At 50.4% G+C, this 26,734-nt stretch carries 26 protein-coding genes; 11 read left to right on the top strand and 15 right to left on the bottom strand.

What is annotated here, in order from left to right:
• The first annotated feature begins 480 nt into the window (after positions 1-480).
• Positions 481-894, top strand: coding sequence for a hypothetical protein (locus CG67_RS14425; RefSeq protein WP_025903642.1), 414 nt, complete (start codon positions 481-483; stop codon positions 892-894).
• Between the two features lie 145 nt (positions 895-1,039).
• Here the strand turns inward: CG67_RS14425 and CG67_RS14420 are convergent, their stop codons facing one another.
• Positions 1,040-1,945, bottom strand: coding sequence for a LysR family transcriptional regulator (locus tag CG67_RS14420; RefSeq protein ID WP_025903641.1), 906 nt, complete (start codon positions 1,943-1,945; stop codon positions 1,040-1,042).
• A gap of 104 nt (positions 1,946-2,049) precedes the next feature.
• Between CG67_RS14420 and CG67_RS14415 the strand changes: the two genes are divergently transcribed.
• The gene (locus tag CG67_RS14415) at positions 2,050-3,180 is read left to right on the top strand and encodes an FAD-dependent monooxygenase (protein WP_025903640.1); all 1,131 of its coding nucleotides are present in this window, start codon (positions 2,050-2,052) and stop codon (positions 3,178-3,180) included.
• Between the two features lie 187 nt (positions 3,181-3,367).
• Entirely contained in the window at positions 3,368-3,724 is a 357-nt protein-coding gene (locus tag CG67_RS14410; protein ID WP_152975071.1) for a putative T6SS immunity periplasmic lipoprotein, read from the top strand.
• A gap of 298 nt (positions 3,725-4,022) precedes the next feature.
• Here CG67_RS14410 and CG67_RS14405 read toward each other — a convergent pair whose 3' ends face one another.
• From CG67_RS14405 to ycgZ, 3 genes are all read right to left on the bottom strand, one after another.
• Positions 4,023-4,277 (bottom strand): biofilm development regulator YmgB/AriR family protein, encoded by a 255-nt coding sequence (locus CG67_RS14405; RefSeq protein ID WP_025903638.1) that lies wholly within the window; start codon positions 4,275-4,277, stop codon positions 4,023-4,025.
• 126 nt (positions 4,278-4,403) lie between these two features.
• Positions 4,404-4,667 carry a hypothetical protein gene (locus CG67_RS14400; RefSeq protein ID WP_025903637.1) on the bottom strand — a complete coding sequence of 88 codons (264 nt, stop codon included), beginning with the start codon at positions 4,665-4,667 and terminating at the stop codon, positions 4,404-4,406.
• Positions 4,668-4,775: 108 nt separating this feature from the next.
• Positions 4,776-5,009 carry a regulatory protein YcgZ gene (ycgZ, locus tag CG67_RS14395; RefSeq protein WP_025903636.1) on the bottom strand — a complete coding sequence of 78 codons (234 nt, stop codon included), beginning with the start codon at positions 5,007-5,009 and terminating at the stop codon, positions 4,776-4,778.
• 394 nt (positions 5,010-5,403) lie between these two features.
• Here ycgZ and CG67_RS14390 point away from each other — a divergent pair, with 394 nt between their 5' ends.
• Entirely contained in the window at positions 5,404-6,423 is a 1,020-nt protein-coding gene (locus CG67_RS14390; protein WP_025903635.1) for an FUSC family protein, read from the top strand.
• A gap of 187 nt (positions 6,424-6,610) precedes the next feature.
• On the opposite strand, the gene CG67_RS14385 is transcribed toward CG67_RS14390, so the two are convergent.
• Complete coding sequence (locus tag CG67_RS14385) at positions 6,611-6,967, bottom strand: hypothetical protein (RefSeq protein ID WP_025903634.1); 357 nt, start codon at positions 6,965-6,967, stop codon at positions 6,611-6,613.
• A gap of 223 nt (positions 6,968-7,190) precedes the next feature.
• Here CG67_RS14385 and CG67_RS14380 point away from each other — a divergent pair, with 223 nt between their 5' ends.
• On the top strand, positions 7,191-9,629 hold the full coding sequence (locus CG67_RS14380; protein ID WP_025903633.1) for a glucose/quinate/shikimate family membrane-bound PQQ-dependent dehydrogenase: 2,439 nt from the start codon (positions 7,191-7,193) through the stop codon (positions 9,627-9,629).
• 39 nt (positions 9,630-9,668) lie between these two features.
• On the opposite strand, the gene CG67_RS14375 is transcribed toward CG67_RS14380, so the two are convergent.
• The 6 genes from CG67_RS14375 to purM all read right to left on the bottom strand — a co-directional run bounded on the left by CG67_RS14375 (position 9,669) and on the right by purM (position 17,356).
• The gene (locus CG67_RS14375; RefSeq protein ID WP_025903632.1) at positions 9,669-11,102 is read right to left on the bottom strand and encodes a magnesium transporter; all 1,434 of its coding nucleotides are present in this window, start codon (positions 11,100-11,102) and stop codon (positions 9,669-9,671) included.
• A 169-nt stretch (positions 11,103-11,271) separates the two neighbouring features.
• The gene (gene tehB, locus CG67_RS14370) at positions 11,272-11,895 is read right to left on the bottom strand and encodes a tellurite resistance methyltransferase TehB (protein ID WP_025903631.1); all 624 of its coding nucleotides are present in this window, start codon (positions 11,893-11,895) and stop codon (positions 11,272-11,274) included.
• 14 nt (positions 11,896-11,909) lie between these two features.
• The gene (gene ppx, locus CG67_RS14365; RefSeq protein ID WP_025903630.1) at positions 11,910-13,436 is read right to left on the bottom strand and encodes an exopolyphosphatase; all 1,527 of its coding nucleotides are present in this window, start codon (positions 13,434-13,436) and stop codon (positions 11,910-11,912) included.
• Between the two features lie 5 nt (positions 13,437-13,441).
• A complete protein-coding gene (gene ppk1 / locus CG67_RS14360) occupies positions 13,442-15,502 on the bottom strand; it encodes a polyphosphate kinase 1 (RefSeq protein WP_025903629.1) in 2,061 nt (686 codons plus the stop codon).
• A 163-nt stretch (positions 15,503-15,665) separates the two neighbouring features.
• On the bottom strand, positions 15,666-16,316 hold the full coding sequence (purN, locus tag CG67_RS14355) for a phosphoribosylglycinamide formyltransferase (RefSeq protein WP_025903628.1): 651 nt from the start codon (positions 16,314-16,316) through the stop codon (positions 15,666-15,668).
• Entirely contained in the window at positions 16,316-17,356 is a 1,041-nt protein-coding gene (gene purM / locus CG67_RS14350) for a phosphoribosylformylglycinamidine cyclo-ligase (RefSeq protein WP_025903627.1), read from the bottom strand. The genes purN and purM overlap by 1 nt, the downstream gene beginning before the upstream one ends.
• A 242-nt stretch (positions 17,357-17,598) precedes the next feature.
• Between purM and upp the strand changes: the two genes are divergently transcribed.
• The 3 genes from upp to hda all read left to right on the top strand — a co-directional run bounded on the left by upp (position 17,599) and on the right by hda (position 20,544).
• A complete protein-coding gene (gene upp / locus CG67_RS14345; RefSeq protein WP_025903626.1) occupies positions 17,599-18,225 on the top strand; it encodes a uracil phosphoribosyltransferase in 627 nt (208 codons plus the stop codon).
• Positions 18,226-18,466: 241 nt separating this feature from the next.
• Positions 18,467-19,738, top strand: coding sequence for a uracil permease (gene uraA, locus CG67_RS14335; RefSeq protein WP_025903624.1), 1,272 nt, complete (start codon positions 18,467-18,469; stop codon positions 19,736-19,738).
• A 104-nt stretch (positions 19,739-19,842) separates the two neighbouring features.
• On the top strand, positions 19,843-20,544 hold the full coding sequence (hda, locus tag CG67_RS14330; protein ID WP_212713451.1) for a DnaA inactivator Hda: 702 nt from the start codon (positions 19,843-19,845) through the stop codon (positions 20,542-20,544).
• Here the strand turns inward: hda and arsC are convergent.
• The 4 genes from arsC to CG67_RS14310 all read right to left on the bottom strand — a co-directional run bounded on the left by arsC (position 20,541) and on the right by CG67_RS14310 (position 23,792).
• Positions 20,541-20,897, bottom strand: coding sequence for an arsenate reductase (glutaredoxin) (gene arsC, locus CG67_RS14325; RefSeq protein WP_025903622.1), 357 nt, complete (start codon positions 20,895-20,897; stop codon positions 20,541-20,543). The two genes, hda and arsC, sit on opposite strands and share 4 nt — an antisense overlap.
• A gap of 6 nt (positions 20,898-20,903) precedes the next feature.
• A complete protein-coding gene (locus tag CG67_RS14320; RefSeq protein WP_051170852.1) occupies positions 20,904-22,340 on the bottom strand; it encodes a M48 family metallopeptidase in 1,437 nt (478 codons plus the stop codon).
• A gap of 262 nt (positions 22,341-22,602) precedes the next feature.
• On the bottom strand, positions 22,603-23,067 hold the full coding sequence (gene bcp / locus CG67_RS14315; protein WP_025903620.1) for a thioredoxin-dependent thiol peroxidase: 465 nt from the start codon (positions 23,065-23,067) through the stop codon (positions 22,603-22,605).
• Between the two features lie 146 nt (positions 23,068-23,213).
• Positions 23,214-23,792: a glycine cleavage system transcriptional repressor gene (locus CG67_RS14310; protein WP_025903619.1), complete on the bottom strand. Its 579-nt coding sequence runs from the start codon at positions 23,790-23,792 to the stop codon at positions 23,214-23,216.
• Positions 23,793-23,935: 143 nt separating this feature from the next.
• On the opposite strand from CG67_RS14310, the gene dapA reads away from it, so the two are divergent.
• The 3 genes from dapA (at position 23,936) to purC (ending at position 26,713) form a co-directional block, all read left to right on the top strand.
• Positions 23,936-24,814 (top strand): 4-hydroxy-tetrahydrodipicolinate synthase, encoded by an 879-nt coding sequence (gene dapA / locus CG67_RS14305; protein WP_025903618.1) that lies wholly within the window; start codon positions 23,936-23,938, stop codon positions 24,812-24,814.
• A gap of 14 nt (positions 24,815-24,828) precedes the next feature.
• Positions 24,829-25,857: an outer membrane protein assembly factor BamC gene (gene bamC, locus CG67_RS14300; RefSeq protein WP_025903617.1), complete on the top strand. Its 1,029-nt coding sequence runs from the start codon at positions 24,829-24,831 to the stop codon at positions 25,855-25,857.
• A 142-nt stretch (positions 25,858-25,999) separates the two neighbouring features.
• Positions 26,000-26,713, top strand: coding sequence for a phosphoribosylaminoimidazolesuccinocarboxamide synthase (gene purC / locus CG67_RS14295; RefSeq protein ID WP_025903616.1), 714 nt, complete (start codon positions 26,000-26,002; stop codon positions 26,711-26,713).
• Positions 26,714-26,734: the final 21 nt, after the last annotated feature.

The raw sequence follows: 26,734 nt of genomic DNA, 5'->3' as shown, positions 1-26,734 counted from the left end.
GTCTTTTACGTTTTTTATGAATTTAAGAAAGAAGTTAGCTTATCCCCTCCGTGTCAGTATAGTTGTCACCCTGTAAGCATACCTGTATTAGTTCCAGACACTTTTTGAGGTTCCCGGTTTTTTGACCCCTCCCCAATTTCCGTACCAGGCTAAATCAGAGATCTGGGCCTTTTTGACCCCTCCCCAATTTCCGTACCAGGCTAAATCAGAGATCTGGGCCTTTTTGATGACTTCGTGCAAATTCTGCCGGAGTCAGGTTATTTAACGAAGAATGCGGCCGGAAATTTTGATGGTATCTATCAGGGGGGCACGTCAGTGATTTGAAGCGGCAACCCTGATGCTGGAGAGTATTTACAATGATCAATCGGTGAAAGAACAGGGGCTTAGGGTGAAAATAACTGATCTATAACTATTTTTTATTGAAAATATTTATTTTATTGTTCAGATATTTCTGATTGTAATTATATGGAAATATTTTCAATGAAAAAGTTTTTTGCCCTGGCTCTCTGTCTTTCCACGCTTTCTGGTTGTGCAACTATCGTTGGCAATGATACGCAGCTCGTCCAGGTTAACAGTGATCCGGAAGGCTCTCAGTTTCAAATTAAAGATGATTCAGGTTCCCTTATTTCTCAAGGGATTACCCCTCAAGGCGTAACTCTTGCCAAATCTGATGGGAGCTATTTTGGTAAAAAGAACTATCAGATTACTTTCATTAAAGAAGGTTACTCCCCCGTAACCCTGCCTATCAAAGCAAGTGCTAACGGTTGGTATATTGGCGGAAACATTGTCTTCGGAGGGCTGATTGGATGGTTAGCTGTTGATCCGTTTAATGGCGGAATGTATACCCTCCACCCCAAAGCCGTTAGTCCCACGCTGGCCCCTGAGGCAAAATAATTCTAAGCCACTTTCGGGTGGCTTTTTACATACAGTATTCAATGCTTTTTGCTTCCCATTGGACAGACTCCGGTTTCCCGGATGTTTTCGTGCTTCATGGTTTTATAAATAGCAGAGGATGGGTCTTCACTGGCACGGTGGCGATTCAGTCCTGATTACGGCCCAGTCCGGAATGGCTAATAGCCGATTGCAGGTGTTCCAGAAATGTTTTCACTTTTACCTGTAAGTATCTTCTGCCCGAATACAACGCGTATAGCACCAGGTCTTCAGGTTCGCTGTTACAGTTAATCTTCACCAGCAAGCCATTGTTAATTTCTGAACCACAAGAGTGAAGCGGCAAAATGGCGAGACCGAGCCCTTTCAGTGCCGCTGCCTTAGCCATCTGCCCGCTGTTAACTTTATAGCCGGACTGTACCTGGACGGTTTTGTTCTGTTTAAACCGCCAGGGCATTCCCTGTAGTATCGATAAACTGGTGATACAGGGGATTTTACTGAGTTCATCCATCGATTGTGGCGGCGGGTAACGTTTCAGAAATTCTGGCGCAGCCACCACACAGCTCGGCAAACGCAGGATTTCCCTGGCAACCCAGCCTGAATCTTCGGGTTGCCCACGTCCGAAGCGCAATACCAGATCGAACCCGTCCAGCAGTCCCTCTGTGGGATCCAGTTGAGTATCACAACTTAGCTTTATTTGAGGATGCCTGATACAGAATTCCGCGAGAATGTCTGCCAGAAAGGGGAGGTCCGGTGTAATGATTTTCAGGTGACCTGACAGCGAATCGCCGGACAGAGATACCTCTTCCAGGGCGTGATCCATAGCTTGCGTAAGCGGCGTAATGGATTGATAAAGCTGCTTACCGGCTGCGGTTGGTGCGACCTTACGTGTGGTACGTTCCAGTAGCCGCACATGAAGTTCCCGTTCAAGCAATGCGACATGCCGACTGACATTGGACATCGGCAGCTGAAGTTGTTCTGCCGCGAGCTTAAAACTCCGTTTGTCATAGACCGCCTGAAAGCAAATCAGCCACTGAATTTCGATTTTTTCAATCATTAACTATCCCAAAAAATGAGATTAATAAAACAATAAATCCGTATTTATCACTAATAGGGTAGCTATTACAATTTTTATCAATCTTCATCACCAGGAAAAAAATCATGAGCAGAAATCGAAAAATTGCCATTGCAGGTGCCGGTGTGGCAGGAATGGCACTGGCAATACTCGCGGCGAAACAAGGCCATAAAGTTACTCTCTTTGAGCGTGGCAGTACGGTGTCTTCTATGGGAGCGGGTGTGACATTGTGGCCTAATGCCATGTTTGTCATGCAGCAAATGGGGCTGGATGAAAAGCTCAGGCATGCAGGAGGCGTACCGGATAGGATGCGCCAGTTCGATCAGCATGGCGTTCTTCAGACTGAGTTCGATATTTCAGCCGTCAACTCACTATGTGGTTTTCCCGGTGTAACGGTATTACGGCGTGAGCTAATGAGTTTACTGGCGTCTGAATTGGAGAGTTTGGGGGTACAGATCCGGTTTAATTGTTCAATCGCTGCAGCGGATGTCATGCGATTGGGCCTGGAGTTTGATCTGGTTGTCGGCGCCGATGGCCGTATGAATTCAGCCGTGCGTCAGGCATTGTATGCGGATAAAGTCACTCCCTGTTATCACGGCTTTGTGAACGTCATCGGGGTGAGCAGTCCCGGAGAGAGCCTGCCGGATAACGCGATTTGTGATTTTCGGGGGCCGGGCCAGCGGTTTGGTATCGTTCCTGTTAATGACGGTCGGTGCTATTGGGCCGGGGCATGGAATGCCGCTATTGACAGGAAACGCCCCCTGACCCATTGGTATGAAGAGTTACATCAGCGTTTTCGGGGCTGGCCCGATCCGGTGAAGAATGTGCTACTGTCCGCTGATCGTGCATCGGTGAATTGCATTTTTGTTCATGACATAGATCCTCTTCCCTTTTGGCATCGGGACAACATTTTAATCATCGGAGATGCAGCCCATGCTTCATTACCCACTTCGGGTCAGGGGGCGTGTCAGGCGCTGGAAGATGCATGGCATCTTTCTCTTATACTGAAGGCGGATGATGAGCCGGAAGCCGCGCTGCAAAGATTTTATGAACAGAGGTACATTAAGACCTCAGCGGCCCAACGGGTTGGAAGAGAACTAGCGGGTAAGTTTTTTACTGAATCTTCCGGGCAACCTGAGCCCCTGTTACCTGCCACCCATATTTCTGCAAGTGAACTCAGTCGTTTTTGGATGCAAGGGCTGACGTCGCTGGCCTGATGAGGGCTGTTCGTTATCCTGGTAAACCCGGAGGCTTATTAATTATTAAAAATAAGATTATTTCAAATGCTGAGATAATACCAGTAAATTACTGTTCTGATTATTATGAGAGCTGCCCCATAGATTCTGGTAATGAATTCTGTCATCGTCTGCAGCAATGTTAAAACTGAAATTCCCCTGGTATATAATGAAGAAATATAGCTATTTTCTTTTTGCTTTGGTGTTTATGACAGCCGGTTGTGGCCCGGGCGACAAGCTGGCTTTTCATCACCCGGGGGATGTGCGTGTTGTGGGGCATTATCTTTGTATTCCTTCCTCACCGGGTGATCATCTGAGTTATTATTTACTGAGTTATTCAGCTGATCAGTATCAAAGCCCGTTGGCTTATGAGGATAATATTGACAGAAAATACCCTGATACGTGCTTTATTGCTAATGTAAAAAAGCCTGCAGATTATAATCTTCTTTATATTATTAACGGGATGAAATACCGGGGTGACTTCGTTGTCAATGAGGAGGGTGATTTGAAAATTATAAGGAGGTAATGTAATAATTACTGTTAAATAAAGAGGTAAAGTCAGAGGGCAGAGGTATCAACAATCTTACGGGTGCAATTCATACACTGATATGTCAATAGCAGGGATGGATATTATCCGGAACCGTAATTTCCCGGGAATCACTGAAGCATTAAAGGGAAGATTGTGGAGACTGATTTTCTGAACGTGGATTTCCGCAATACAGTGAGATAAGCAATAGAAATGGCTGCCTGGTCTGAACATATATCCAACAGTCAGCCACTTTGCTTAATAAGTTCTCAAAGCCTGTTTATCGAAGTGATGACCTTCAGATATTTTTATCGTCCGGTGTTTTTGCGACGATAATTTCAAGGGCTCCGCGCAAAATATCCAGATGAACAGGGTCAGAGGAATTTTCAAGTTCTGCGATCAGGTAAAGGATAATAGCTTTATTCGTCACTTTTCGGCCATGCATCACAATATCTGCAATAACAGCATCAAGGACTTCCGTTTCTGCGGTTAATTTATCACCAGCGTTACGAAAGTGACGAGTAATTTCTGCTTCATGAGTAGTCTGTTGCACGTTATTATCCATTCGGTTAATTGACCAGAGGCTGAAAAACGGATTCAGCTGTAAATTAATGCGATGCAGGTCAGAGCCAGACTCCGGGCCTGTCATCAATCTTTAGTGATAAAGCGAATACCGGAACTAATGTTTTTTTATATCTTTAAAAGCCGGAATAGCTGATGTCTTCACTGAGTCAGCTTCTCTGGCTGAAGAGAGGCTGGCTTTTACTTCTGCCAGAGCACAGCAGAGTGCATGGCTACGTTCAGGGTTAACTTCCACTGTTATCATGTGCTTAATACAGTTAGCTAACGTCGATCCATTCAGCGGCGCATTGACTTCCAGTAAAGAAATAACCGCTTCGCCCAGGACGCTTTCTGTTAATTTTTCCTGCTTATTTCTTCGCATCACTGATATTCTGAATTTCCTTTTCGGGCTGCGTTTCAATTCTGCCGGAGAAGTCAGGTCATTAAAAAGGTCTCCCTTCTGACATACCCGCCCGCAGACGATGAACACTTACAGCAATAAACCAATCAATTTCTGATAATGCCGGCCTTCATCTTCGGTGGCTGCATTCTCTATACGGGCAAGCAGTGCGCCACACAGTGCCTTACGATTGATATTCTTACCTTCGCTAAGGATCTCTAATACGATCTGGCCGAGAGTATCCTGCTGTGAAAACTCTGCCGATCCATTGAAATAATTGACGATTTCACCTGCACTCCCCGGACTGATTACATTCTGACGCATGGCAAGCCCCTTTAGTATTTCATCGCCGAATCTGCTCTTCTGCCTGTGATATTCACCGGTAAAGCTGTACAGTTCAGAGTAAGTTGTACAGCCAATATAATGTTGTACAGTTTTTAATTTTGTCAAAAAATGCTATTTTTATAACAATTATTTTTCATTGCCTCGCATGCCTTGAGCAAAAAATAGTCAATATTAGCACTGCCAACGGGGAGGGGGATCAGGGAGGACGTGAGAACATTTTTTTAATCAATCTATTGAATTATAATGGTATTTAATGGCAGGGTATCGTTTTTTTTCGGAGGGTTGCTAAGGGATATTACCGTTGACAGGTGCTTATGCTACCTCATAATTATCAGCCGAATTATCATGATCCTGAAAGGAATATTGCAACTCTATGAATCTGTCTGATGAAATCAAACATGACGTCCGACTGGGGTTATTTTGCCTCCCGGTCATGATAGTTATTTCTGTAACGGGCTTACTCTCCGGGCACGTCCCGGCGGCAAGTATTGCCGCAAGTGGTGCAATGACTTTGGCCTTCGGTGCAAATAAATCCTGGGGCGGATCGACTTTTGTGATGATGCTTATCACTACCCTGGGCCTGATATTATCCGCCTGGATGGGCAGTATGGCGGGGAACATCGTACCGCTGTATATCGCTGGCGCACTGTTCTATACCGGTCTGTATGTGATGATGGCCAACATCGATAGCAGTGCATGGTGGATGATACAACAGTGGGCGATTGCTTATCTTATCTCAGGTTATTATGCGGATAATGCAGTTCAGGATCTGGGAAGAGCCGGCATGATAGGGTTGGGGGGCATGATACAGATGATCTTCCTGGCGCTGGTTTATCAGCATACGCATTTCCGGATGAAAAATCTTAACCCGCGCGGGTGGCTGACGTTTCTGAAGCAGAATACAGGTCTTTACCGGCATAAATTGCATCTGCAATGGTCTGTTCTGACCGGGGTGATGGCGATGTGTGCAGTAATGAGTACGGTCAGGTTCTTTCATATGCCTAATGGGTATTGGGCAGGTATGACACTGTTACTGTGTTTGCGGAATAACTATCAGGATACCTTTGGTCGTGCACGCAGTCGTGTTGCCGGAACCTTACTCGGAGGCGCAACAGCTGCACTGCTGATTACTTATTACCAGCATCCCTGGTTTCTTGTCAGCGCATTTATGGTGACAGGGTTTATCTCTTTCACGTTATCTTATTCACTCATCTCTAAGTGTTACTGGCTGTACAGTGCATTTATTACCATGACAGTCGTGTTTATGATTTCAGGTTTTACCGCCCCGGAAACCGGTATCGCGGCACACAGAGTAGAGGCAACACTGGTGGGCGGTTTTTTTGCTATCGCCGCATTCCTGATAACGCGGTGGGTAACGCATCGTAAGATTTGACCTTCTGAAGGGGAATAACCGGCGGAGAATCAAACGGTAAGGCCAGCCCACACTCCCGGACCGGTCTTAGTTATCTTCCGCCATAAAACCCCGCCCGTCAGGTCATTATCTCCGCTGCCTTTCTTCAGCCCCGGGCATGGCCCCGGGGCCTGCTGTCGGGACGGTATAGTTCAGTACGGATCGTGTATCAGGTTCCTGAATGCATCAGCTGACGGCACACGCTATTGTCCTGTCTTGCCTGTTGTTGTTGCTCAGTGCTCAACGTTTTCCAGTGTTTTATCACGGCATCAGCAGCGGCACTGTCGTATTTTCCTTTCCTGAGTGCGTAATCAGAATCAGACTGTGCAATGGTTTTTTGCAGCACTGTGCTGAAATTATCCGTAGGGGTATTTTGCGGGTTACCGGCAATCAGACAGAGCAGGGAACTGTAGTAACTATAGGATTCCGAAGAGACTTTTTTAGGCCAGAACCAGCACACGATCGCGATTATAATAACCAGTAACCACAGTAAACGCCGGCGGCGGGCAGGTCGTGATGACTTCATAAGATGATAAATTCCTGAAAAAATACATCACAAGATCATAACACATTAATGTCTCTGATTTTTAAATAGCGGCCAACTCTGCCAGCCCGGCAGCCTTAATACAGGTGATTTTTCAGTATCTCCATCAGGGTTTTTATGGCGTTGTTTTTCATTTGTTTTATTTATGTGTATTTTATGTTTTTAAATGTATACTCCTTTGGCAATTTTTTTCAGGGGTTACATTATGAAATTATTATCAAAAGAGAGACCATTGTGGCTAAGGATCGGCAGTTTAGTGCTCGGCCTTTTGCTCATCGCGACTGCCCTGTTTTTTATTATTGGCGGAGTCAGGCTTGTCAGCCTCGGCGGAAGCGTGTACTTCCTGATTTCCGGTATTTTTATGCTGGCCAGCGGAGTGCTTATTCTGCGTCTGCGATCGTCAGGTGCGGCACTTTACCTGCTGACGATGCTGGGTACCCTTATCTGGGCTGTCACGGATGCCGGACTCAATTTCTGGCCATTAATCTCCCGTCTGATGTTCCCCGGCGGCCTGGCGATTCTGGCATTTTTCCTGCTGCCATCGTTACGTCATTATGAAAATCGTCCTTCTGCCTGGAAGTGGGTCTATGTGCCGGGAGCGCTTGCCATCGCTGCGTTTATCGCGGCCTTTGCCGGTATGTTTGTTCCCCATGACCCGGTTGAATTTTCAGGGCAGGAGAGGCCCCTGGTCCCGGTGGCCAAAAATGAGATGCAGAAAAACTGGGAAAACTACGGTAATACCCCCGGTGGCAGCCGTTTTGTCGCGCTGGACCAGATTAACCGTAATAACATTTCTGAACTTAAACCGGCATGGACGTTTCATACCGGCGATACGCCGCTGAGCCCGGACGGTAACGGCGCAGAAGACCAGCAAACACCCTTACAGGTCGGGGATAAGGTCTTCCTGTGTACTCCGCACAATAATGTGATTGCTGTGGATGCCGATAGCGGTAAGCCGATTTGGAAAGCCGAAATCAACGCGAAATCCTCCGTATGGATGCGTTGCCGCGGTCTGGCTTATTTTGATGCCACACAGCCGGTGCCTCAGCCGACCGTTCCGGGCAGTATTCCGCCGGCACCGGTAGCCGCGGTGGATGCCGCCGGATGTCAGCGTCGTATTCTGATGAATACCATTGATGGTCGTCTGATTGCCCTGAATGCCGATAACGGCCAGTTCTGTCAGAACTTCGGTAACAAAGGAACGGTAAATCTGTTGGAAGGCATGGGTCATGCACCGGACCCGCAATACGTACTGACTTCAGCACCGACACTGGCAGGCACTACGGTCGTGGTGGGGGGACGTATTTCCGATAACGTCAGCACTGATATGCCGGGCGGCGTGATCCGCGGCTATGACGTGGTCACCGGTCAGTTACGCTGGGCATTTGATCCCGGAAATAATAATCCGAATGCTGTACTGGCGGCTGGCGAACATTACGTGCGCAGTACCCCGAATTCCTGGGCACCGATGTCCTATGATCCGTCGATGAATACCGTCTTTATGCCGATGGGCAGTTCGTCTGTGGATATCTGGGGGGCAAACCGTACGCCACTGGATCACAAATACGGTGCTTCCATTCTGGCAGTGGATGCGACGACAGGGAAGGAGAAATGGGTCTATCAGACCGTCCACAATGATTTGTGGGACTTTGATATTCCGATGCAACCCGGCCTGATTAATTTCAAAACCAGTGACGGTACCGAAAAACCGGCAGTGGTGGTCGGAACGAAGGCGGGGCAGATTTATGTGCTGGATCGCCTGACCGGTCAGCCACTGACGAAAGTTGAAAATGTCAGCGTGAAAGGTGGCGGTATTCCCGGCGAACAGTACAGCTATACGCAACCACGTTCGGTCGGTATGCCACAGATAGGCGCACAGACGCTGAAAGAATCAGATATGTGGGGCGCTACGCCGTTTGATCAGCTGGTCTGTCGTATCAGCTTCAAATCAATGCGGTATAACGGGCTGTACACCGCACCCGGGACGGATGTTTCACTGAGCTTCCCGGGGTCACTGGGGGGGATGAACTGGGGCAGTATCTCTACCGACCCGGTAAACCACTATATTTTCGTGAATGATATGCGTCTGGGGCTGTGGCAACAGTTGATTAAAGCGGATCCGAAAGCACAAACCGGTGTTAATACCGGAGGTGAGGCGGTGAATACCGGGATGGGTGCGGTACCGATGAAAGGGGCCCCTTATTCGGTGAATAAGAACCGCTTTATGTCTCCGCTGGGTATTCCGTGCCAGGCACCTCCATTCGGTACGCTGAGTGCGATTGATATGAATACACAGAAAATCGTCTGGCAGGTGCCGGTGGGTACGGTACAGGATACCGGTCCTTTCGGCATTAAAATGAAGATGAAGATGCCTGTCGGTATGCCTACCCTGGGCGGTACGCTGGCGACACAAGGCGGGCTGGTCTTTATCGCCGGGACCCAGGATTACTACCTGAGGGCGTTTGACAGTTCAACCGGGAAAGAAGTGTGGAAAGCCCGTTTACCGGTAGGGAGCCAGGGGGGGCCGATGAGTTATATTTCTCCGAAAACCGGCAGACAATATATTCTTATCTCTGCCGGCGGGGCCCGTCAGTCACCTGATCGCGGAGATTACGTCATCGCGTACTCTCTCGACGGTAAGTAACTGACGTCAGCTATCAGCCCCCGCCACGCGGGGGCTTTTTTAATGCAGCAGAAAGAGTGTCGCCAGCCCCAGAAAAATAAAAAATCCGCCGGTATCTGTCATGGCCGTGATCAGCACACTGGACCCGACCGCCGGGTCACGCTTCAGTTTGGTCATCATCAGAGGGATCATCACGCCCATAAAGGCCGCCAGCAGTAAGTTCAGGATCATGGCCAGCATCATGACGCCGCCCATCGCAATATCATGGTACATCAGCCAGGTGATCCCCCCCATAATCCCGCCCCATAAAACCCCATTGATCAGGGCGACCCCTAATTCACGCAGAAACAGAAATGAGAAATTCCCGGGCTCGACCTGACGCAGTGCCAGTGCCCTGACTATCATGGTGATCGTCTGGTTTCCTGTGTTTCCTCCGATACCGGCGACAATCGGCATCAGCGTTGCCAGCGCCACCAGATGAGCGATGGTATTTTCAAACAGACCAATCACGCGGGATGCGACAAAGGCGGTACATAAATTCAGTGCCAGCCAGGCACAACGGTTACGTACAGCTTTAGTGACCGGCGCGAAGACATCTTCTTCCTGACTGACGCCCCCCATATTTCGGATATTGTTTTCGTTTTTCTGATTGACCAGGTCGATAATATCTTCGATAGCAATACGACCAATCAACTGCTGCTCTTCACCGGTCACCGCCGCTGAAATCAGGTTATAACGCTCAAACGCACTGGCGGCATCTTCCCCTTTATCTTCCAGCCGGAACGTCACCGGGTCTTTGTTCATGACCTCACTGACCCGGTGTTCCGGGCTATGGAGTAAAATATCGGTCAGCATCAGTTCACCCTGCAGGGTGTTTTTATCATCGGTGACAAACAGTTTATCGGTCCCTGCCGGGATTTTTCCTTTACGTCGCAGAAAGCGTTGGACGACCCCGAGACGGATATCCCCGCGGACGGTAATAAAATTAAAGTCCATCACCCGCGCCACGCCATCGACATCGTTTCTGATGATGTTTAACAGGTCGGCACGCTGACGCGGTTTCAGGGTGGTTAACAGACGCCCGGTCAGATCCCGGGATAAAAACCGGGCCAGCCAGGCCTGGTCATCAAGATCCAGCGGCTCAATGGCCCGTAACAGCGCCTTATCGCTCATGCCACTGGTCAGGCTTTCACGGATATTGTCTGCCGCCTCGACCAGGATCTGGCCGCGCCGCTCCACGGGCACCCGTTGCCAGAGCGCCTGACGGGCATCTTCCGGTAATGATTCCAGGATATCGGCCATATCTGCCGCATGAAGGTTACCGGATACAGCATCCAGTAACTGGCATTTTGCGCTCAGATGAGCATCCGCAGCTAAACGGGGATTATCCGGAAAACCTTTCAGCAGGGCTGAGATGAGTGAAGGTTCATTCAGTAGCGTACTGATGATCAGGTGGCGTTTTTGCTGCAATGTCTGGGCATGTAATGCGGACATAAAACATCCTTTGTTCATAAATCAGAAGTAACAATTGTAGTCTTTACTGTGAAAATCGCTCATGCGGCAAAGGGATAGCGGTCTTCAGGGACGGATGCGGTGCGGGGACTACCGGAGACGGATAGCGCGCCTGTCCACCGTTTTCCGGCAGACAGGCGACAGGCAGGATTTACTTGATGGACGTTTTTTGTGCCAGCAGAGTGGCAAAACGCATGCGGATACGCTGCCCTGACTCATCCCGTTTATGCAATTCGCCGTGATGTTCGTTGTATTTCAGGATATGCCAGTTACGGTAGTAATGGCTGAGCTCACCGGATTTGAACGTAAACGGAAAGTCCAGCGGGCAGGGCGTATCCGCCGTGTCCATGGCTGAGACAATCAGGTTAAATCCTTCCTTTGCTGTTGCCGCCTGCATATCGGCAATCAGACGGGGGATCGTTTTCGGTTGCAGAAACATCATGACTACCGTCGACATTACCAGCTGATAACTGCCATTAAAGCGATGCTGGTTTAAATCAACCGGCAGACAGTCAATACCGGTCAGCTGTTCCTGGTCAATAATCTGCTGAAGCTGCGCCAGGCTGGCAGTGTTACTGTCCCAGCCGGTAACATCAAATCCATGACTATTCAGATAAAGCGTGTTCCGGCCACGACCACAGCCGATATCCAGCGCGCGTCCTGCTGAAAGGTGCGGGAGTGCGGCACAGAGTTCAGAGTGTGGCAGGGAAAGCTGATACTTCTTTGCAAAGTAATCGTCTGCAAAGCGGCCGGTATCGACAGATTTTTCGTCCATGGGTATTCCTCCGTTTATTCTTCTTCAGCCAGCCTGAGCTGCCATCCGGTCACTTCTTTCCAGTAGCTTTGCTCACGCTCCAGGTCCAGCTGGACCAGGGTATTCTGGTCGAAAAAACCTTTCGGAAAGGTCAGTGTCCAGTGGCCATCATCAGTGGTCAGTTCAAGCGATTCAGGGCGGGTTGTTGCCTGTCTCTGATTACTCAGCAGGGCCGCCAGTCGCAGGATGAAAATCAGCGGTAAATACTGCTTCTTCTTGAAAGAGAGAAAGCGTGGAAACTCATCCGGTTTAATCCCTTTACGGTGATAACGGACCAGTGTTGCCAGTAATAACTGCTGGGACTGACTGAAGCCCGGCATATTGGAGTTCTGCAGAATATAAGAAGAGTGGCGCTGCATACCGCTGTGATTAATGGATAAACCGACTTCATGGAGCATTGCCGCCCATTGCAGTAATGCAGTCAGTTGCGGGTTAGCCAGCTTAGGGTTCTGCTCTGCCCAGCGGGTATGTAAATGCTGAACGGTTTCCAGCACCCGGGCAGCCTGTTCGTTATCAATAGCATAATGATTCGCCAGGCTTTGTGCTGTACGGGTGCGGATATCCTGATGGCGGAACCGGCCTTCCATTTCATAGAGAACGCCTTCACGCAGCGCACCGTCAGAAAACAACAGTTCCCGGATCCCGAGCGAATCAAACACACCGCGCAGAATGGCAAGGCCCGGCACAAAGACGGCTTTCCGTTCTTCAGACAGTCCGGGCAGACTCAGGGCATCAAAGGATTTATACCTGATCACTTCATCGTAAAGACGGTCGAGTGTTTCCGGGGTGAGGGTTTTTTCTTTTCCTTCCAGGGCAGAGAGCACTTCACAGGCTGCTTTGATCGTGCCCGACGCACCCAGAGCATACTTCCAGCCATGCAGCCGGAATTGCCAGGACAGGGTTTCCAGTTTTTGTACTGCCGCCAGACGCGCACGCCGGAAATTATCGGCAGAGATCACACCCCCCGGGAAGTAGCTATTCGAGAAACTGACACACCCCATGCGACGGCTTTCCACCAGTTGCGGTTCGAAATCTTCGCCGATAACCAGTTCCGTTGAACCGCCACCGATATCGATCACCAGCTTACGGCCTTTTTCCGGTTGTGTGTGCTCCACCCCCATAAAAATTAACCGGGCTTCTTCGTTACCGGCAATAATCTCAATCGGGTAGGGGATCACCTCTGCGGCGCGTCGTAAAAACTCTTCCGCATTGGTGACGACCCGCAGGGTATGCGTCCCGACAATGGAGACATTGGCAGGGTCAAACCCTTGCAGACGCTCGGCAAATAATGCCAGGCAGGACAGACCCCGGTTGATCCCTTCCTCACTCAGACGATTATCGGCATCAATAGCATCGGCCAGATGGACTCGCTGTTTAAGGCGGCTGAGTACCTGCAACGCACCATCGACAACCCGGGCGATCACCATATGAAAACTGTTAGAGCCGAGGTCAATCGCCGCGAATTCCTGAGGCTTCGCGATTTTTTTATCTGTTTTTGGCATAAATATTATTCAGGTTGTTCCAGATTTTTGATGTAGTCATAGATGGCCAGTTGTCCGCGGACTTTACGTCGGTTGCCTCTGGGCACATAACGATTACTCAGCTCTTTGTCGATGATCCTTGCCTTCACGGTATCACTGAATAGAATACCGATAATATCAAGAATGCGTTGTTTAATTTGCGGGTCAAGAATAATGACGGCCACTTCTATACGGTAATCAATATTACGCGTCATCCAGTCTGCCGACGAGAGATAGACTTTTTTATCGCCGTCATTCTCGAAAACGTACACCCGGTCATGCTCAAGATAGCGATCCACGATACTGATCACACGGATGTTGGTACTGATGCCCGGTAAATCCGGGATCAGCGAACACATTCCGCGGACCAGTAAATTTACTTTTACGCCGGCACCGGAGGCCGCATACAGGCGGTCTACCAGACCTTTATCCACCAGGTTATTAATCTTCAGGGTGATCCCTGCAGGTTTACCTGCCTGTGCATTAGCGATTTCCTGATCGACCAGCTTATAAAGCATACGCCGTGAGTTTTGCGGCGACACCATCAGGTAATCGAAAGAGACGGGGCGGTAAGGGTTCTCAATAAAGTTAAACACCCGCCGTACTTCATTGGTGATGCGGGCATCAGAGGTTAACAGCGAGTAATCCGTATAAAGGCGGGCTGTCTTTTCGTTAAAGTTACCGGTACCGATATGGGCATAACGGATAACGTCTTCCCCTTCGCGGCGGGAAATCAGAAACAGTTTGGCGTGGATTTTTAAGCCAGGCGCAGAGAAAATGACATGCACTCCGGCTTCGGTCAGGCGTTTTGCCCAATAAATATTGGCGGCCTCGTCAAAACGAGCCTGCAGTTCGACCACGACCGTCACTTTTTTACCGTTGTGTGCCGCATGGATCATGGCCTCCATGATCCGTGAATTTTTGGCAACACGGTAAATATTGATTTTGATAGATAAGACCGCCGGGTCAAAAGACGCCTGACGCAGGAACTCCAGCACATGCTCAAACGTGTGGTAGGGGTAATAGAGCAGGATGTCCCGCGCGCGTACAGCATCAAAACCGTTGCGGAATCCGTTAAACCCCCGATGACGAATAGGCGGCAAGGGCTTATTTTCCAGATTACGCTGGCCGACATTCGGGAACTGGATAAAATCTTTAAAATTATGATATCGGCCGCCCGCCAGAATAGAGTCCTGGTTGGAGACGGAGAGTTTTTCGCACAGCAGTTCCACCATTTCTGCCGGCATATCACGCTGGTAGACAAAACGTACCGGCTCGGCCGTCAGACGCTGTTTCAGGCTGGATGACATCAGCTCAAGCAGGCTGGATTCCATTTCGGTCACCAGGTCATACTCCGCATCACGCGTCATCTTCATGGAGTAGGCATTCAGTTCGTCGTAATCGAAAAAGCCTTTAAAGATTTCGTTCAGACAGTAACGCAGAATATTATCCAGCAGGATCATCGGCTTCCGTCTGCGCGGTGGTTCGGCCGGCAGATTGATGAAGCGCGGTACTTTATCTGACGGGATCTCCAGCAGCGCATAGCGTTTACGGCTGCCACGGATCAGTTCCACCGCCAGATAGGTATAGTCATCTTTCAGAAACTGAGTGAGATCGGTATCGCTGTTAATCAGGATAGGGGTGACATGCGGGCGCAGGTGCTGGCGGAAATAATTCCGCAGCCAGATTTGCTGATTCGGGGAAAGCTGCCGCTCGTTGATCAGGAAAATCTGGTTGCGGGCCATTTCCAGCAGTAATTCATTATAAAGATGGTCGAACTCCTGATCGGCTTTCAAAACCCGCTGCTGAATTTTTTTCAGCAAATGGCGCGGCACAGTGACGGAACCTTGTTCCTCACCAATCAGAATACGGCGTTTAAGATCAGCAAAGCGGACTTTATAAAACTCATCCAGATTGCTGGAATAAATCCCCAGAAAGCGCATACGCTCAATTAACGGGTTCAGTTTATCCGCCGCTTCCTGCAGTACCCGTTCATTAAAGGATAACCAGCTTAATTCTTTCTCTATGTACAGTTTTTCCTGACCCATTACGACTCCGTATCACTCTGACAGAACTCCGGCCCCAGTGTCTCGTCACATTATGGCGAGAATATGGCAGAAATGTCCAATAGTGGTCAGTTTCCTTCGGGGACGATCAGAGGTTTGCCGGGAGATTAAAAGAATTACGCTGCCGGAAGGCAGCGCAGAGAGATTAACGATAGGCGTGTTCCGGACAGTAACCGCCGGGCGGAAGAGGGGTATTATCCAGCCAGGCCTGATTATCACGCAGTGCCAGACGGCCCTCAAGGAACCAGCGGATCACCCGCGGATACAGGGTGTGCTCTTCGGCTTTGACCCGGGCCTGTAACTGTTGTTCCGTTTCATCCCCTGAAACGGGGATCCTTGATTGCAGGATAACCGGTCCGCCATCCAGTTCCTCGGTGACAAAATGCACAGAAGACCCATGTTCGCTGTCACCGTTCTCCAGTACCTGGCGATGGGTATGTAACCCGGGATACGCCGGCAGAAGAGAAGGGTGGACGTTAATCATCCGTCCGGCATAACGTGCAACAAACTCCGGACTTAAAATGCGCATATAACCGGCCAGTACGACCAGATCCGGATGAAAGTTATCAATTTCGGCCATCATCTGTCGATCAAATTGCTGACGGTCAGCAAAAGCGGACGGGTCAAGTGACAGGGCTGGGATACCGGCCTGGCGGGCATAATCAAGGCCGCCTGCGCTGGCCTTGTTACTGACGACGGCGGAAATCTCTGCCGCCAGCAGACCTGACCTGCAGGCATGAATAATTGCCTGCAGGTTACTGCCGGTTCCTGAGATCAGGATAACCAGCTTTTTCATCACTTGATAATGACCTGCTCAGCAGAAGACTCCGCGGATTCAATCACCCCGATCTTCCACGCGTTCTCACCGGCATCCTGCAGGAGTTGCAGTGCTTTATCGGCATTCGCCGGGCTCAACGCGATAACCATACCGACACCACAGTTAAAGGTGCGATACATTTCATGGCGACTGACATTACCGGCCTGCTGTAACCAGGTAAATACGGCCGGCCATTGCCAGCTGGATTCATCAATTACAGCACAGGTATTTTCAGGCAATACACGTGGGATATTTTCCCAGAATCCGCCGCCGGTCAGGTGGGCTATCGCATGCACGTCAACCTGTTCAATCAGGCTGAGAATATTTTTGACGTAAATGCGGGTCGGTTCCAGCAGATGATCGGCCAGAGATTTACCCTCCAGTTGTTGCACAACCGGGTCGGTCTGGCTGACTTCCAGAATTTTACGGACCAGAGAATATCCGTTTGAGTGCGGACCGCTTGACCCCAGGGCCAGTAATACATCACCTTCACTGACTTTACTGCCATCAATGATTTCTGACTTTTCCACCACTCCGACACAGAAACCAGCGACATCGTAATCTTCACCGTGGTACATACCCGGCATTTCAGCGGTTTCACCGCCGACGAGTGCACATCCTGACTGCGAACAACCCTCGGCGATGCCGGTGATCACGGCAGCAGCAGTATCGACATCCAGCTTACCGGTGGCGTAGTAATCCAGGAAAAATAAGGGCTCAGCCCCCTGAACCACCAGGTCGTTGACACACATGGCGACCAGGTCAACCCCGATATGGTCATGACGTTTCAGGTCCATTGCCAGACGCAATTTCGTTCCTACACCATCAGTACCTGAAACCAGGATTGGCTCGCGGTATTTTTGCGGTAAAGCACAAAGTGCACCAAAGCCTCCGAGGCCTCCCATCACTTCCGGGCGGCGGGTTTTTTTTACAACCCCTTTAATTCGGTCAACCAGAGTATTACCGGCATCAATATCAACACCGGCATCTTTATAACTGAGAGTCGTTTTGTCGGTCACTGCAGATTCCCCACGCGAATTGCGGTTGGTGGTTTTAATAGAGCGCGGCTATTCTAGCAGTGCAGGCAAACGTTTGCGAGTCTGTTGTTCACCTCTCCTCTCTGTTCGTAAAACCGATCGGTGATTTTGTTTTTTTTAAAAATCTGTGACTCAGATTTTGATTAAGTCAGTATCCGATTTTCGTAAAAAACGATATAATCCGACGATTTTTTTTTAGCTCAATGCGTTCCGGGAGAAGAATAATGAAGATCGTGGAAGTCAGACACCCCCTGGTCAGACATAAGTTAGGCCTGATGCGTGAACATGATGTCAGCACTAAACGTTTTCGTGAATTAGCCTCTGAAGTCGCAAGTCTGCTGACCTATGAAGCGACGGCGGGTCTGGAAACGGAGGTCGTGACGATTGAAGGCTGGAATGGCCCGGTAGAGATTGACCAGATTAAAGGTAAAAAAATCACGGTGGTTCCTATCCTGCGGGCAGGGCTGGGAATGATGGACGGGGTGCTGGAACATATCCCGAGTGCCAGGATCAGTGTGGTAGGGGTTTATCGTGACGAAAAAACCCTTGAGCCTGTGCCTTACTTCCAGAAGCTGGTGTCCAATATCGAAGAACGTATGGCGCTGGTGGTTGATCCGATGCTGGCGACCGGGGGTTCCATGATTGCCACTATCGATCTGCTGAAGCAGTCTGGCTGTGAATCCATTAAAGTTCTGGTGCTGGTGGCAGCTCCTGAAGGGATTGAGGCATTGGAAAAAGCGCATCCGGATGTTGAGCTGTATACCGCGTCCATCGATCAGGGCCTGAATGAACACGGATACATTATTCCGGGACTCGGCGATGCAGGCGATAAAATCTTCGGGACGAAGTAAGTCCGGGAGTGCGGGGCATGGGCAGGGTAACGCTTTCTGCCCCCGGAAGGGGCGGGCACCGTCGGGTTCTGATGAACGGGACGGGGCCGGTATGGTATCGGGGGGCACTTCGGCGCCTCTGGCCCGCAGTGGCTGCATCTTTTTTTTCGCCGGAAGCTGCCGGTAAAAGTTTATTTGTTCTGACCGACGTGATGTCGGTTTTTTTATGTCCGGTAAAAATAAAAATTAAGGGGATGAAGAAATGACACGGCGTACGATAGAAGTGAATGAAAGACCACCGCTACTGCAGACGATTCCGCTGAGTCTGCAGCATTTGTTTGCCATGTTCGGGGCGACGGTGCTGGTACCGATATTGTTTCACGTGAACCCGGCGACTATTTTATTATTCAATGGGCTGGGTACCTTACTGTATCTGTTCATCTGTAAAGGAAAAATCCCGGCATATCTGGGGTCCAGCTTTGCGTTTATTTCCCCCGTTTTACTGCTGCTGCCTCAGGGATATGACCTGGCGCTGGGCGGCTTTATTCTGTGCGGGGTCTTATTTTGTCTGGTGGCGTTAATCGTCAAAAAAGCCGGGACGGGCTGGCTGAATGTGATGTTTCCTCCCGCTGCCATGGGGGCGATTATTGCCATTATCGGTTTAGAACTGGCCAGTGTTGCTGCCGGTATGGCCGGTTTATTACCGGCGAACGGCGCTCTGATGGATAATAAAACGGTGCTGGTTTCGCTGGTCACACTCGGTGTCACGGTGTTCGGCTCAATTCTGTTCCGGGGCTTCCTGGCAATTATCCCGATCCTGATTGGCGTCGTCGCCGGCTATGTATTGGCTTCGTTCCTGGGCATGGTGAACTGGTCTGCGGTAGAGCAAGCCCCCTGGCTGGCATTACCGACATTCTATAAACCGCGTTTTGAATGGGCTGCGATGCTGACTATCCTGCCGGCGGCGCTGGTGGTGATTGCTGAGCATGTCGGTCACCTGGTGGTCACGGCGAATATTGTGAAACGCGACCTGATAAAGGACCCGGGCCTGCACCGTTCGATGTTCGCCAACGGCCTGTCAACGGTCATCTCCGGCTTTTTTGGTTCCACACCCAATACCACTTACGGTGAGAATATCGGTGTGATGGCGATCACCCGGGTTTACAGTACCTGGGTGATTGGCGGGGCCGCGATTATCGCCATCTGTCTGTCCTGTGTCGGTAAACTTGCGGCGCTGATCCAGGCGATCCCGGTCCCGGTGATGGGGGGAGTGTCGCTGCTGTTATACGGAGTGATTGCTGCGTCCGGGGTTCGTGTGCTGATCGATGCCAAAGTCGATTACAGCAATGCAAAAAACCTGATGCTGACCGCGATTATCCTGATCATCGGGGTCAGCGGTGCGAAAATACAGGTGGGTGCTGTCGAACTGAAAGGCATGGCGCTGGCAACGATTGTCGGGGTGATCCTGAGTGTTATTTTCCATCTTATCGATGTGCTGCGCCCTGAAAAGGACGATGCCGTCGGGACAAGTTGATCCGTTAATCTGTCATCGGACAGCCCTGCGGGTTGTCCGGTTCATCTCCGCGGGAAACTTGTGATAGACTGAGCGCGTTTTTTGCCATTTATGCTGAGGTGCACCTGAACACGCCGGCGCAATTGTCTTTGCCGCTTTACCTGCCTGACGATGAAACCTTTGCCAGTTTCTGGCCAGGGGCCAACTCGTCGCTACTCGCTGCGCTCAAAGGAGCGTTAACACAGCAACATGGCGGCTATCTCTATTTCTGGTCACGTGAAGGCGGGGGACGGAGCCATTTACTGCATGCAGCCTGTGCCGAGATATCCTCACGGGATGAAGCGGTAGGTTATGTGCCGCTTGATAAACGGACCTGGTTTGTCCCGGAGGTTCTGGAAGGGATGGAGCATCTGGCGCTGGTCTGCATCGATAATATCGAATGTATTGCCGGTGATGAAGACTGGGAGATGGCCATTTTCGATCTCTATAACCGGATCCTGGAAACCGGGAAAACCCGCTTACTGATCACCGGTGATCGGCCACCGAGGCAGCTGAACCTGAAATTAGCCGATTTGGCATCCCGCCTCGACTGGGGCCAGATCTACCGTTTGCAGCCTTTGTCAGACGACGAAAAATTACAGGCCATGCAGTTACGTGCAGGGTTAAGAGGGTTTGAACTGCCGGAAGATGTCGGCCGTTTTCTGCTCAAACGCCTCGACCGGGAAATGCGCACGTTGTTTGAAACGCTGGACAGGTTAGATCATGCCTCTATTACTGCCCAGCGTAAACTGACGATCCCTTTCGTGAAGGAAACGCTCAGTCTTTAGCAATCCAGGATTTCAAGAACCTGCTCAGGAGGCCGGCCCAGACGGGCCCGGTCACCGTTGACTACCAGTGGCCGCTCAATCAGTTTCGGATGGCTTGCCATCGCTGCCAGTAACTGATCCTCCGTCAATGTCTTATCGGCCAGCCCCAGAGTTTTATAGATTTCTTCATTACGCCGCATCAGCTGGCGGGGTTCACTGAATCCGGCCGCGGCTAACAGTTGTTTCAGTGTTTCCGGTGACGGAGGGGATTCAAGGTAGAGAATAATTTCCGGCTCGATCCCCCGTTGTTGCAGCAGACCGAGTGTCTCTCTGCTTTTGGAACAACGGGGGTTGTGATAAATCTGGATAGTCATAGGGCATTAACCTTTCTGATACTGACGGAAACGTTGCTGTAACTGACGCAACTGATCGATACGGGCATCATAACGTGCCTGTTTCAGGCTGCCAACGGGGACCTGTGCACTGGCACTGACCAGTGCGCGGATTGCCTGTTCCAGTTGTCCGTTCAGTGCCAGCCCCTGCGCCTGAGCAAATAACACTTCGTCACTGTCGCCCAATGCAGCATTTGCCTGCGTCAGGAGATCCCAGCCATTCGGGTCATCCGGATAACTCCAGGTATAGCGATTCAGCAGGGTGCGGGCCTCACCGGGCTGGCCGGCTTCCAGACGGGCATTGGCCAGATTCAGCTGAATGACGGGGTTATTCTGTTGCTGACTATTCACCGATGTCAGTAATTTCACGGCGGCGGCCGGCTGTTTCAGACCGATGTCGATATCGCTCATGATATCCAGAAACCACAGGTTGTCCGGATGCTGCTGTAGCAGGGGCCGGATGATGTTTCCGGCATCACGGTATTTTTTTGCCTGCAGAAATAATACGGCTTTTCCGTACCGGGCGGCCAGTTGCTGACGCTGATTGCCTTTCGCATACTGGTCGAGCAGATCATCCAGTAGTCCGTTGCGTTGTCCCCCGGCCGGGCCATACATCCCTAACATCCGGACTTTGGCAAAGAAGAAGTCCTGTGACGAATGTACGACGACCGCGGGCATCTGATTTGCACGGTTTCGGGCATCGGCCAGCCGGCTATCCGGTAACGGGTGGGTCAGCAGAATTTCCGGGGGTTTGGAATCATAACGGGATAAATCTGCCAGTTTCTGCATAAAATCCGGCATCGCCTGCGGATCAAACCCGGCACGTTCCAGTACCTGAATACCAATACGATCCGCTTCTTTTTCGTTTTGCTGGGTAAAACTAATGATCCCTTGCTGTGTCCCGGCCAGTGTTCCGGTGAGCGCAGCCATCCCGGCCTGCGGATTCGCCATGGCAAGCAGAATGGAACCCAGCGCTCCGACCCAGGTGAGAGGCGCGCTGCGTTTTTGTTCTTCCATGGCCCGGGCCAGGTGGCGTTGAGTCACATGCGATATTTCATGGGCCATGACCGAAGCCAGCTGGCTTTCGTTATCGGTATAACGAAACAGGGCAGAATGCAGCACCACATTACCGCCAAAGAAGGCAAACGCATTCAGCTCATCATTTTGGATCAGGTAAAAGTGGAACGGGGTTTTGACCGAATAAGCATGGGCCACCAGGCGCTGGCCCAGTGTGTTGATGTAATTATCCAGCAGCGGGTCATAGATTAGCGGTGCACTGTGGCGTAATTCACGAACGTAGAAGTCGCCCATCTGCAGTTCTTCATTAATCGACAGTGTGGCACCGGCGGTGGTACCGATATCCGGCAAGGTATCCGTCACATCGGCGGCACAGGCTGCCGGTAGGGATCCCCCGGCAGAGGCCATCAGTATCAGGGTTGCCAGCGTATTTCTTAACGAGAACGTCATTCTCCATCCCTGTTCATCAGCAGTGGAACAATACCCGGATACTGAGACAGGTTCGCCAGTTTCGCAACGGCTCATATCTGAATCTGCGGTGTCGGCAAACGATGTCAGAGGGGGGCGTCATTAAGCGGGAGTATAACAGAGCGACTGTACGGGTGTGAGTCCCGTAATCAGAAGGTGTGATACCGGCGCAGAATGATGCCTGCGGTATCACACCGGGGGATCAGGATTGCAGGTAGTTCAGGATAATGTCGTGATGATTAGAGGTTTTAAAATCATCAAAGACTTTTTCCACTGTCCCGTCAGCTGCAATCAGAAAACTGGTACGATGAATACCATCATAGGTTTTCCCCATAAATTTCTTCTCACCCCAAATTCCGAACTGCTCACAGACCTGGTGGTCTTCGTCGGACAACAGGGTGAAATTCAGTAATTCTTTTTCCGCAAAACGGGACAGCTTTTCCGGTTTATCGGTGCTGATCCCCAGTACCTGCACCCCCGCGCTGTTCAGGGCGGCCATATTGTCCCGCAAGCCACAGGCTTGTACCGTACATCCCGGGGTCATCGCTTTAGGGTAAAAGTATATAAGTACCCGCTCACCCTGGAAGTCGGTCAGGTTAACCTGTTCCCCGTCCTGATCAGGCAAGCTGAACAAAGGTGCTTTATCACCGGCTTTCAGTGGATTCATCACAACTCTCCGAACTTATCTCTGGGCTGTGTCAGCCCGTGGGTATTAAGATATCTGCTAACCTACCTTCGGAAAAAAGTCGCTACGGCACAAGTGCGTAAAATGCGCAATTTTTCCCGGGGCAGGTAACTTCCGGGCAGGTACTTTCACCGGCCGGGAAATGTTTCTGACGCGTCACTGTCGAGTATGCTAAACAGCCGTATACTGCCCTGCGCATGGAGTTCTGTACAGAGCTGATGAAACGCCTGTTCAAAAATATGCCGTTCATTCTGACCGGTACTGTGGGCAGTTATCTGAATATATAACGTCGGGGACTGACCTGCGCTGACCGGATGGGTGCGCGAGACCAGCTCGGCAATATTCATGCGGTGCTTATCCATCAGGTCGGTAAAGCGTTCGATAATGCTGGGTGAGTCGGCCACTTCAACTTCAATCCGCACGGTTTCCGGCCGCGGCGGATGAGCTTCAACTTCGGTCCTTTTCATCACAATCAGTAACTCAAGTTCAGCCCCTTTCATTGGCAGTGTAGACTCTATTCGGCCGATAGCGTCCCAGCTTCCGGACAGCAGCATAATAAAGGTGAACTCGTCCCCTAACAGCGCCAGTCGGCTGTCATCAATATTGCAACCGCAGCGGCTGACATGACGGGTGATGGTATTGACTATCCCCGGTCGGTCAGCCCCCAGAGCGGTAATGACTAAATGGTGTTGTTGTGATGGCGACAAAGTAGGCTTTCCTGTTCTTTTACTAATAACCTTAAGGTAAACATAAAAAAAACTGCTGACAAGCATATGAAGCGTCCGGCTTGCTTGCTTTTCACCTGAGGTAAACCGTACCATGAACCAATTGTGGGTTGAGGGGATCGCTAATGTTTACCGGAAGTATTGTTGCGCTAATCACGCCGATGGATGATAACGGCCATCTTTGTCGTGAAAGTCTGAAAACACTTATTGATTATCATGTTGATAGCGGAACGTCTGCCATCGTGTCCGTCGGTACGACGGGAGAGTCGGCAACACTCAGCCATGAAGAACATGTGGAAGTCGTAAAAGCCACGGTAGAACTGGCCGACGGACGTATTCCGGTCATTGCCGGCACCGGCACCAACGCGACGGCTGAAGGTATTGCACTGACCCGCCATTTTGAAAACAGCGGAGTGGTGGGGTGTCTGACTGTCGTTCCTTATTACAACCGTCCGACTCAGGAAGGGATGTATCAGCATTTCAAAGCGATCGCCGAAAGCACCGATTTACCGCAAATGCTGTATAATGTGCCGTCCCGTACCGGGTGCGATATGTTACCCGATACTGTTGCCCGCTTAGCCGAAATCAAAAATATTATCGGAATTAAAGAGGCAACAGGGAACTTATCACGTGTGAGTCAGATCCAAGAGCTGGTTGATGAAAAGTTTATTTTGCTGAGCGGCGATGACGCCAGCGCGTTAGACTTTATGCAACTGGGAGGCTCGGGTGTCATTTCTGTCACAGCAAATATTGCTGCCCGTGAAATGGCGGAAGTCTGTACGCTTGCTCAGCAAGGTCGTTTTACAGAAGCCCGGCACCTGAATCAACGTCTGATGGATCTGCATCACACGTTATTTTGTGAACCCAATCCTATCCCCGTTAAGTGGGCAGCCAGGCAGCTGGGATTGATCGCGAAAGACACTTTACGTTTGCCGATGACGCCGTTGACTGCAACAGCAGAGCCTGTCATCACCCGGGCAATGCGTGAAGCAGGTCTGCGATAATTTAGGGAGTTTCAATGGCTTATTCAGTTAAGAGTTCGGCAGTCGCCAGAGTTGCCGGTTTGTCAGTGGTTTTATTACTGACTGCCTGTTCTCATGATCAGCATTATAAGCGGGAAATTAACGGCAACCTGGATTACCTGAAAGCGACAGGATTGCAGGATCTCAATACCCCTTCAGGGATGATTTTACCTCTGGAGAGTGGCCAGTATCAGGTCCCTGCGGGAACCATTAAAGGGGCTACGGGTACACAGCTGGATATCCGTCCGCCGGCCCAACCGCTGGCATTACTGAATGGCAGCCGGACGCAGCTTTCCGGCAACAGTGCAGTACTTATTATTGAAAATCCGCAGTCGGATACCTGGGATCAGGTCGTCAGTATTGTGCAGGTACAGAAGTGGGGGATCGCACAGCGTGATGACGCGACGCAGCAATTAACCACAGAATGGATTAACTGGAATCGTCCGGATGAAGACCATCAGTACCGTGGCCGTTACCAGATAACCGTCGACAAGCAAAGCTATCAGACGGTGATCACTGTCCGTTCGCTGGAACTGCAGCAGAAGGGCGTGGCTGTGACAAGTCCGGAAGAAATTCAGCGTTATAGCACACAACTGCTGAACACGATTTCTTCCGGACTGAATGCGATTGCGACGGCGCGTGCCAATGCCTCCGGTAATCTCACCGGCAGCATTGATGTGCAGAGCGGTGCCGATGATACCGGATTACCGGATCTGATTATCCGTGCGCCTTTCAATACCGCCTGGGAACGTTTACCTGCAGCATTGCTGCGTGTCGGTATGAAAGTGTCCGATAAAGATCGTTCCGAAGGTAGCCTGAAAGTGAGTTACAGCGCACCGGGTAGCAGTACCTGGAATGCGTTAGGCGCGAAAGATCCGGGCCTGGTCAATGGTGATTACAAATTACAGTTAGGTGATTTGGATAACCGCAGTAGCCTGCAGTTCATCGACCCGAAAGGGCATGTGCTGACCCAGTCGCAGAATGATGCGCTGGTTCCTGTGTTACAGGCCGCGTTAAATAAATAAGTCTTTAAGGCCGGAGCTTCTCCGGCCTTTTTATTTTTGTTTTAGCATAGTAATATTCCGCAAGGTAAACGATTGCGTGGCGTGAAGATTCCGAGTAAATCAGCAACCGTGCGTAAGTTCTTTCATGTTTGGAGTTAATAAGATGCAAAAGCAAGCTGAGTTGTATCGCGGCAAAGCTAAAACAGTGTTCAGTACTCAGGATCCTGACTTACTGATCCTGGAATTCCGCAATGATACATCAGCAGGAGACGGGGCAAGAATCGAGCAGTTTGACCGCAAAGGAATGGTTAACAACAAGTTTAACTATTTTATTATGCAAAAGCTGCAACAGGCCGGCATTCCGACTCAGATGGAAAGATTGCTTTCTGACACTGAAGCATTGGTGAAAAAGCTCGATATGGTTCCGGTAGAGTGTGTGGTGCGTAACCGTGCCGCCGGTTCCCTGGTGAAAAGACTGGGTGTGGAAGAGGGTATCCCTCTGAATCCGCCGCTGTTTGATCTTTTCCTGAAAGACGATGCTCATCATGATCCGATGATCAATGAATCTTATTGCGAAACCTTCGGCTGGGTAAGTCAGCCGCATCTGGCGCGGATGCGTGAACTGACCCTGCAGGCAAACACGGTATTGAGCCAGCTTTTTGATGACGCCGGGCTGATTCTGGTGGACTTCAAGCTGGAATTTGGTCTGTTCCGTGGTGAAGTTGTGCTGGGTGATGAATTTTCACCGGACGGGGCACGTCTATGGGATAAATCGACGATGGCTAAAATGGATAAAGATCGTTTCCGTCAGAGCCTGGGCGGAGTGGTTGAAGCCTATGAAGAAGTGGCTCATCGTTTAGGCGTGCCGCTCGATTAATTTCCGCACCGCCGTACGCTG

This window comes from Tatumella sp. UCD-D_suzukii, from assembly GCF_000611875.2.
Lineage (GTDB): Bacteria > Pseudomonadota > Gammaproteobacteria > Enterobacterales > Enterobacteriaceae > Tatumella > Tatumella ptyseos.
The sequence above is the reverse complement of the archived record's forward strand: the minus strand, read 5'-3'. Positions and strand labels throughout refer to the sequence as shown.

What these genes read in the sequence shown, in the direction of transcription:
- CG67_RS14380 (WP_025903633.1), top strand. Translation starts at nt 7,191, where the DNA reads ATGAAATTATTATCAAAAGAGAGACCATTGTGGCTAAGGATCGGCAGT.
- ppx (WP_025903630.1), bottom strand. Translation starts at nt 13,436, where the DNA reads ATGCCAAAAACAGATAAAAAAATCGCGAAGCCTCAGGAATTCGCGGCG.
- CG67_RS14415 (WP_025903640.1), top strand. Translation starts at nt 2,050, where the DNA reads ATGAGCAGAAATCGAAAAATTGCCATTGCAGGTGCCGGTGTGGCAGGA.
- purN (WP_025903628.1), bottom strand. Translation starts at nt 16,316, where the DNA reads ATGAAAAAGCTGGTTATCCTGATCTCAGGAACCGGCAGTAACCTGCAG.
- bamC (WP_025903617.1), top strand. Translation starts at nt 24,829, where the DNA reads ATGGCTTATTCAGTTAAGAGTTCGGCAGTCGCCAGAGTTGCCGGTTTG.
- tehB (WP_025903631.1), bottom strand. Translation starts at nt 11,895, where the DNA reads ATGGACGAAAAATCTGTCGATACCGGCCGCTTTGCAGACGATTACTTT.
- CG67_RS14320 (WP_051170852.1), bottom strand. Translation starts at nt 22,340, where the DNA reads ATGGCCTCTGCCGGGGGATCCCTACCGGCAGCCTGTGCCGCCGATGTG.
- upp (WP_025903626.1), top strand. Translation starts at nt 17,599, where the DNA reads ATGAAGATCGTGGAAGTCAGACACCCCCTGGTCAGACATAAGTTAGGC.
- CG67_RS14400 (WP_025903637.1), bottom strand. Translation starts at nt 4,667, where the DNA reads ATGCGAAGAAATAAGCAGGAAAAATTAACAGAAAGCGTCCTGGGCGAA.
- CG67_RS14390 (WP_025903635.1), top strand. Translation starts at nt 5,404, where the DNA reads ATGAATCTGTCTGATGAAATCAAACATGACGTCCGACTGGGGTTATTT.
- CG67_RS14375 (WP_025903632.1), bottom strand. Translation starts at nt 11,102, where the DNA reads ATGTCCGCATTACATGCCCAGACATTGCAGCAAAAACGCCACCTGATC.
- ycgZ (WP_025903636.1), bottom strand. Translation starts at nt 5,009, where the DNA reads ATGCGTCAGAATGTAATCAGTCCGGGGAGTGCAGGTGAAATCGTCAAT.
- CG67_RS14410 (WP_152975071.1), top strand. Translation starts at nt 3,368, where the DNA reads ATGAAGAAATATAGCTATTTTCTTTTTGCTTTGGTGTTTATGACAGCC.
- ppk1 (WP_025903629.1), bottom strand. Translation starts at nt 15,502, where the DNA reads ATGGGTCAGGAAAAACTGTACATAGAGAAAGAATTAAGCTGGTTATCC.
- CG67_RS14425 (WP_025903642.1), top strand. Translation starts at nt 481, where the DNA reads ATGAAAAAGTTTTTTGCCCTGGCTCTCTGTCTTTCCACGCTTTCTGGT.
- arsC (WP_025903622.1), bottom strand. Translation starts at nt 20,897, where the DNA reads ATGACTATCCAGATTTATCACAACCCCCGTTGTTCCAAAAGCAGAGAG.
- dapA (WP_025903618.1), top strand. Translation starts at nt 23,936, where the DNA reads ATGTTTACCGGAAGTATTGTTGCGCTAATCACGCCGATGGATGATAAC.
- CG67_RS14385 (WP_025903634.1), bottom strand. Translation starts at nt 6,967, where the DNA reads ATGAAGTCATCACGACCTGCCCGCCGCCGGCGTTTACTGTGGTTACTG.
- CG67_RS14420 (WP_025903641.1), bottom strand. Translation starts at nt 1,945, where the DNA reads ATGATTGAAAAAATCGAAATTCAGTGGCTGATTTGCTTTCAGGCGGTC.
- bcp (WP_025903620.1), bottom strand. Translation starts at nt 23,067, where the DNA reads ATGAATCCACTGAAAGCCGGTGATAAAGCACCTTTGTTCAGCTTGCCT.
- uraA (WP_025903624.1), top strand. Translation starts at nt 18,467, where the DNA reads ATGACACGGCGTACGATAGAAGTGAATGAAAGACCACCGCTACTGCAG.
- purC (WP_025903616.1), top strand. Translation starts at nt 26,000, where the DNA reads ATGCAAAAGCAAGCTGAGTTGTATCGCGGCAAAGCTAAAACAGTGTTC.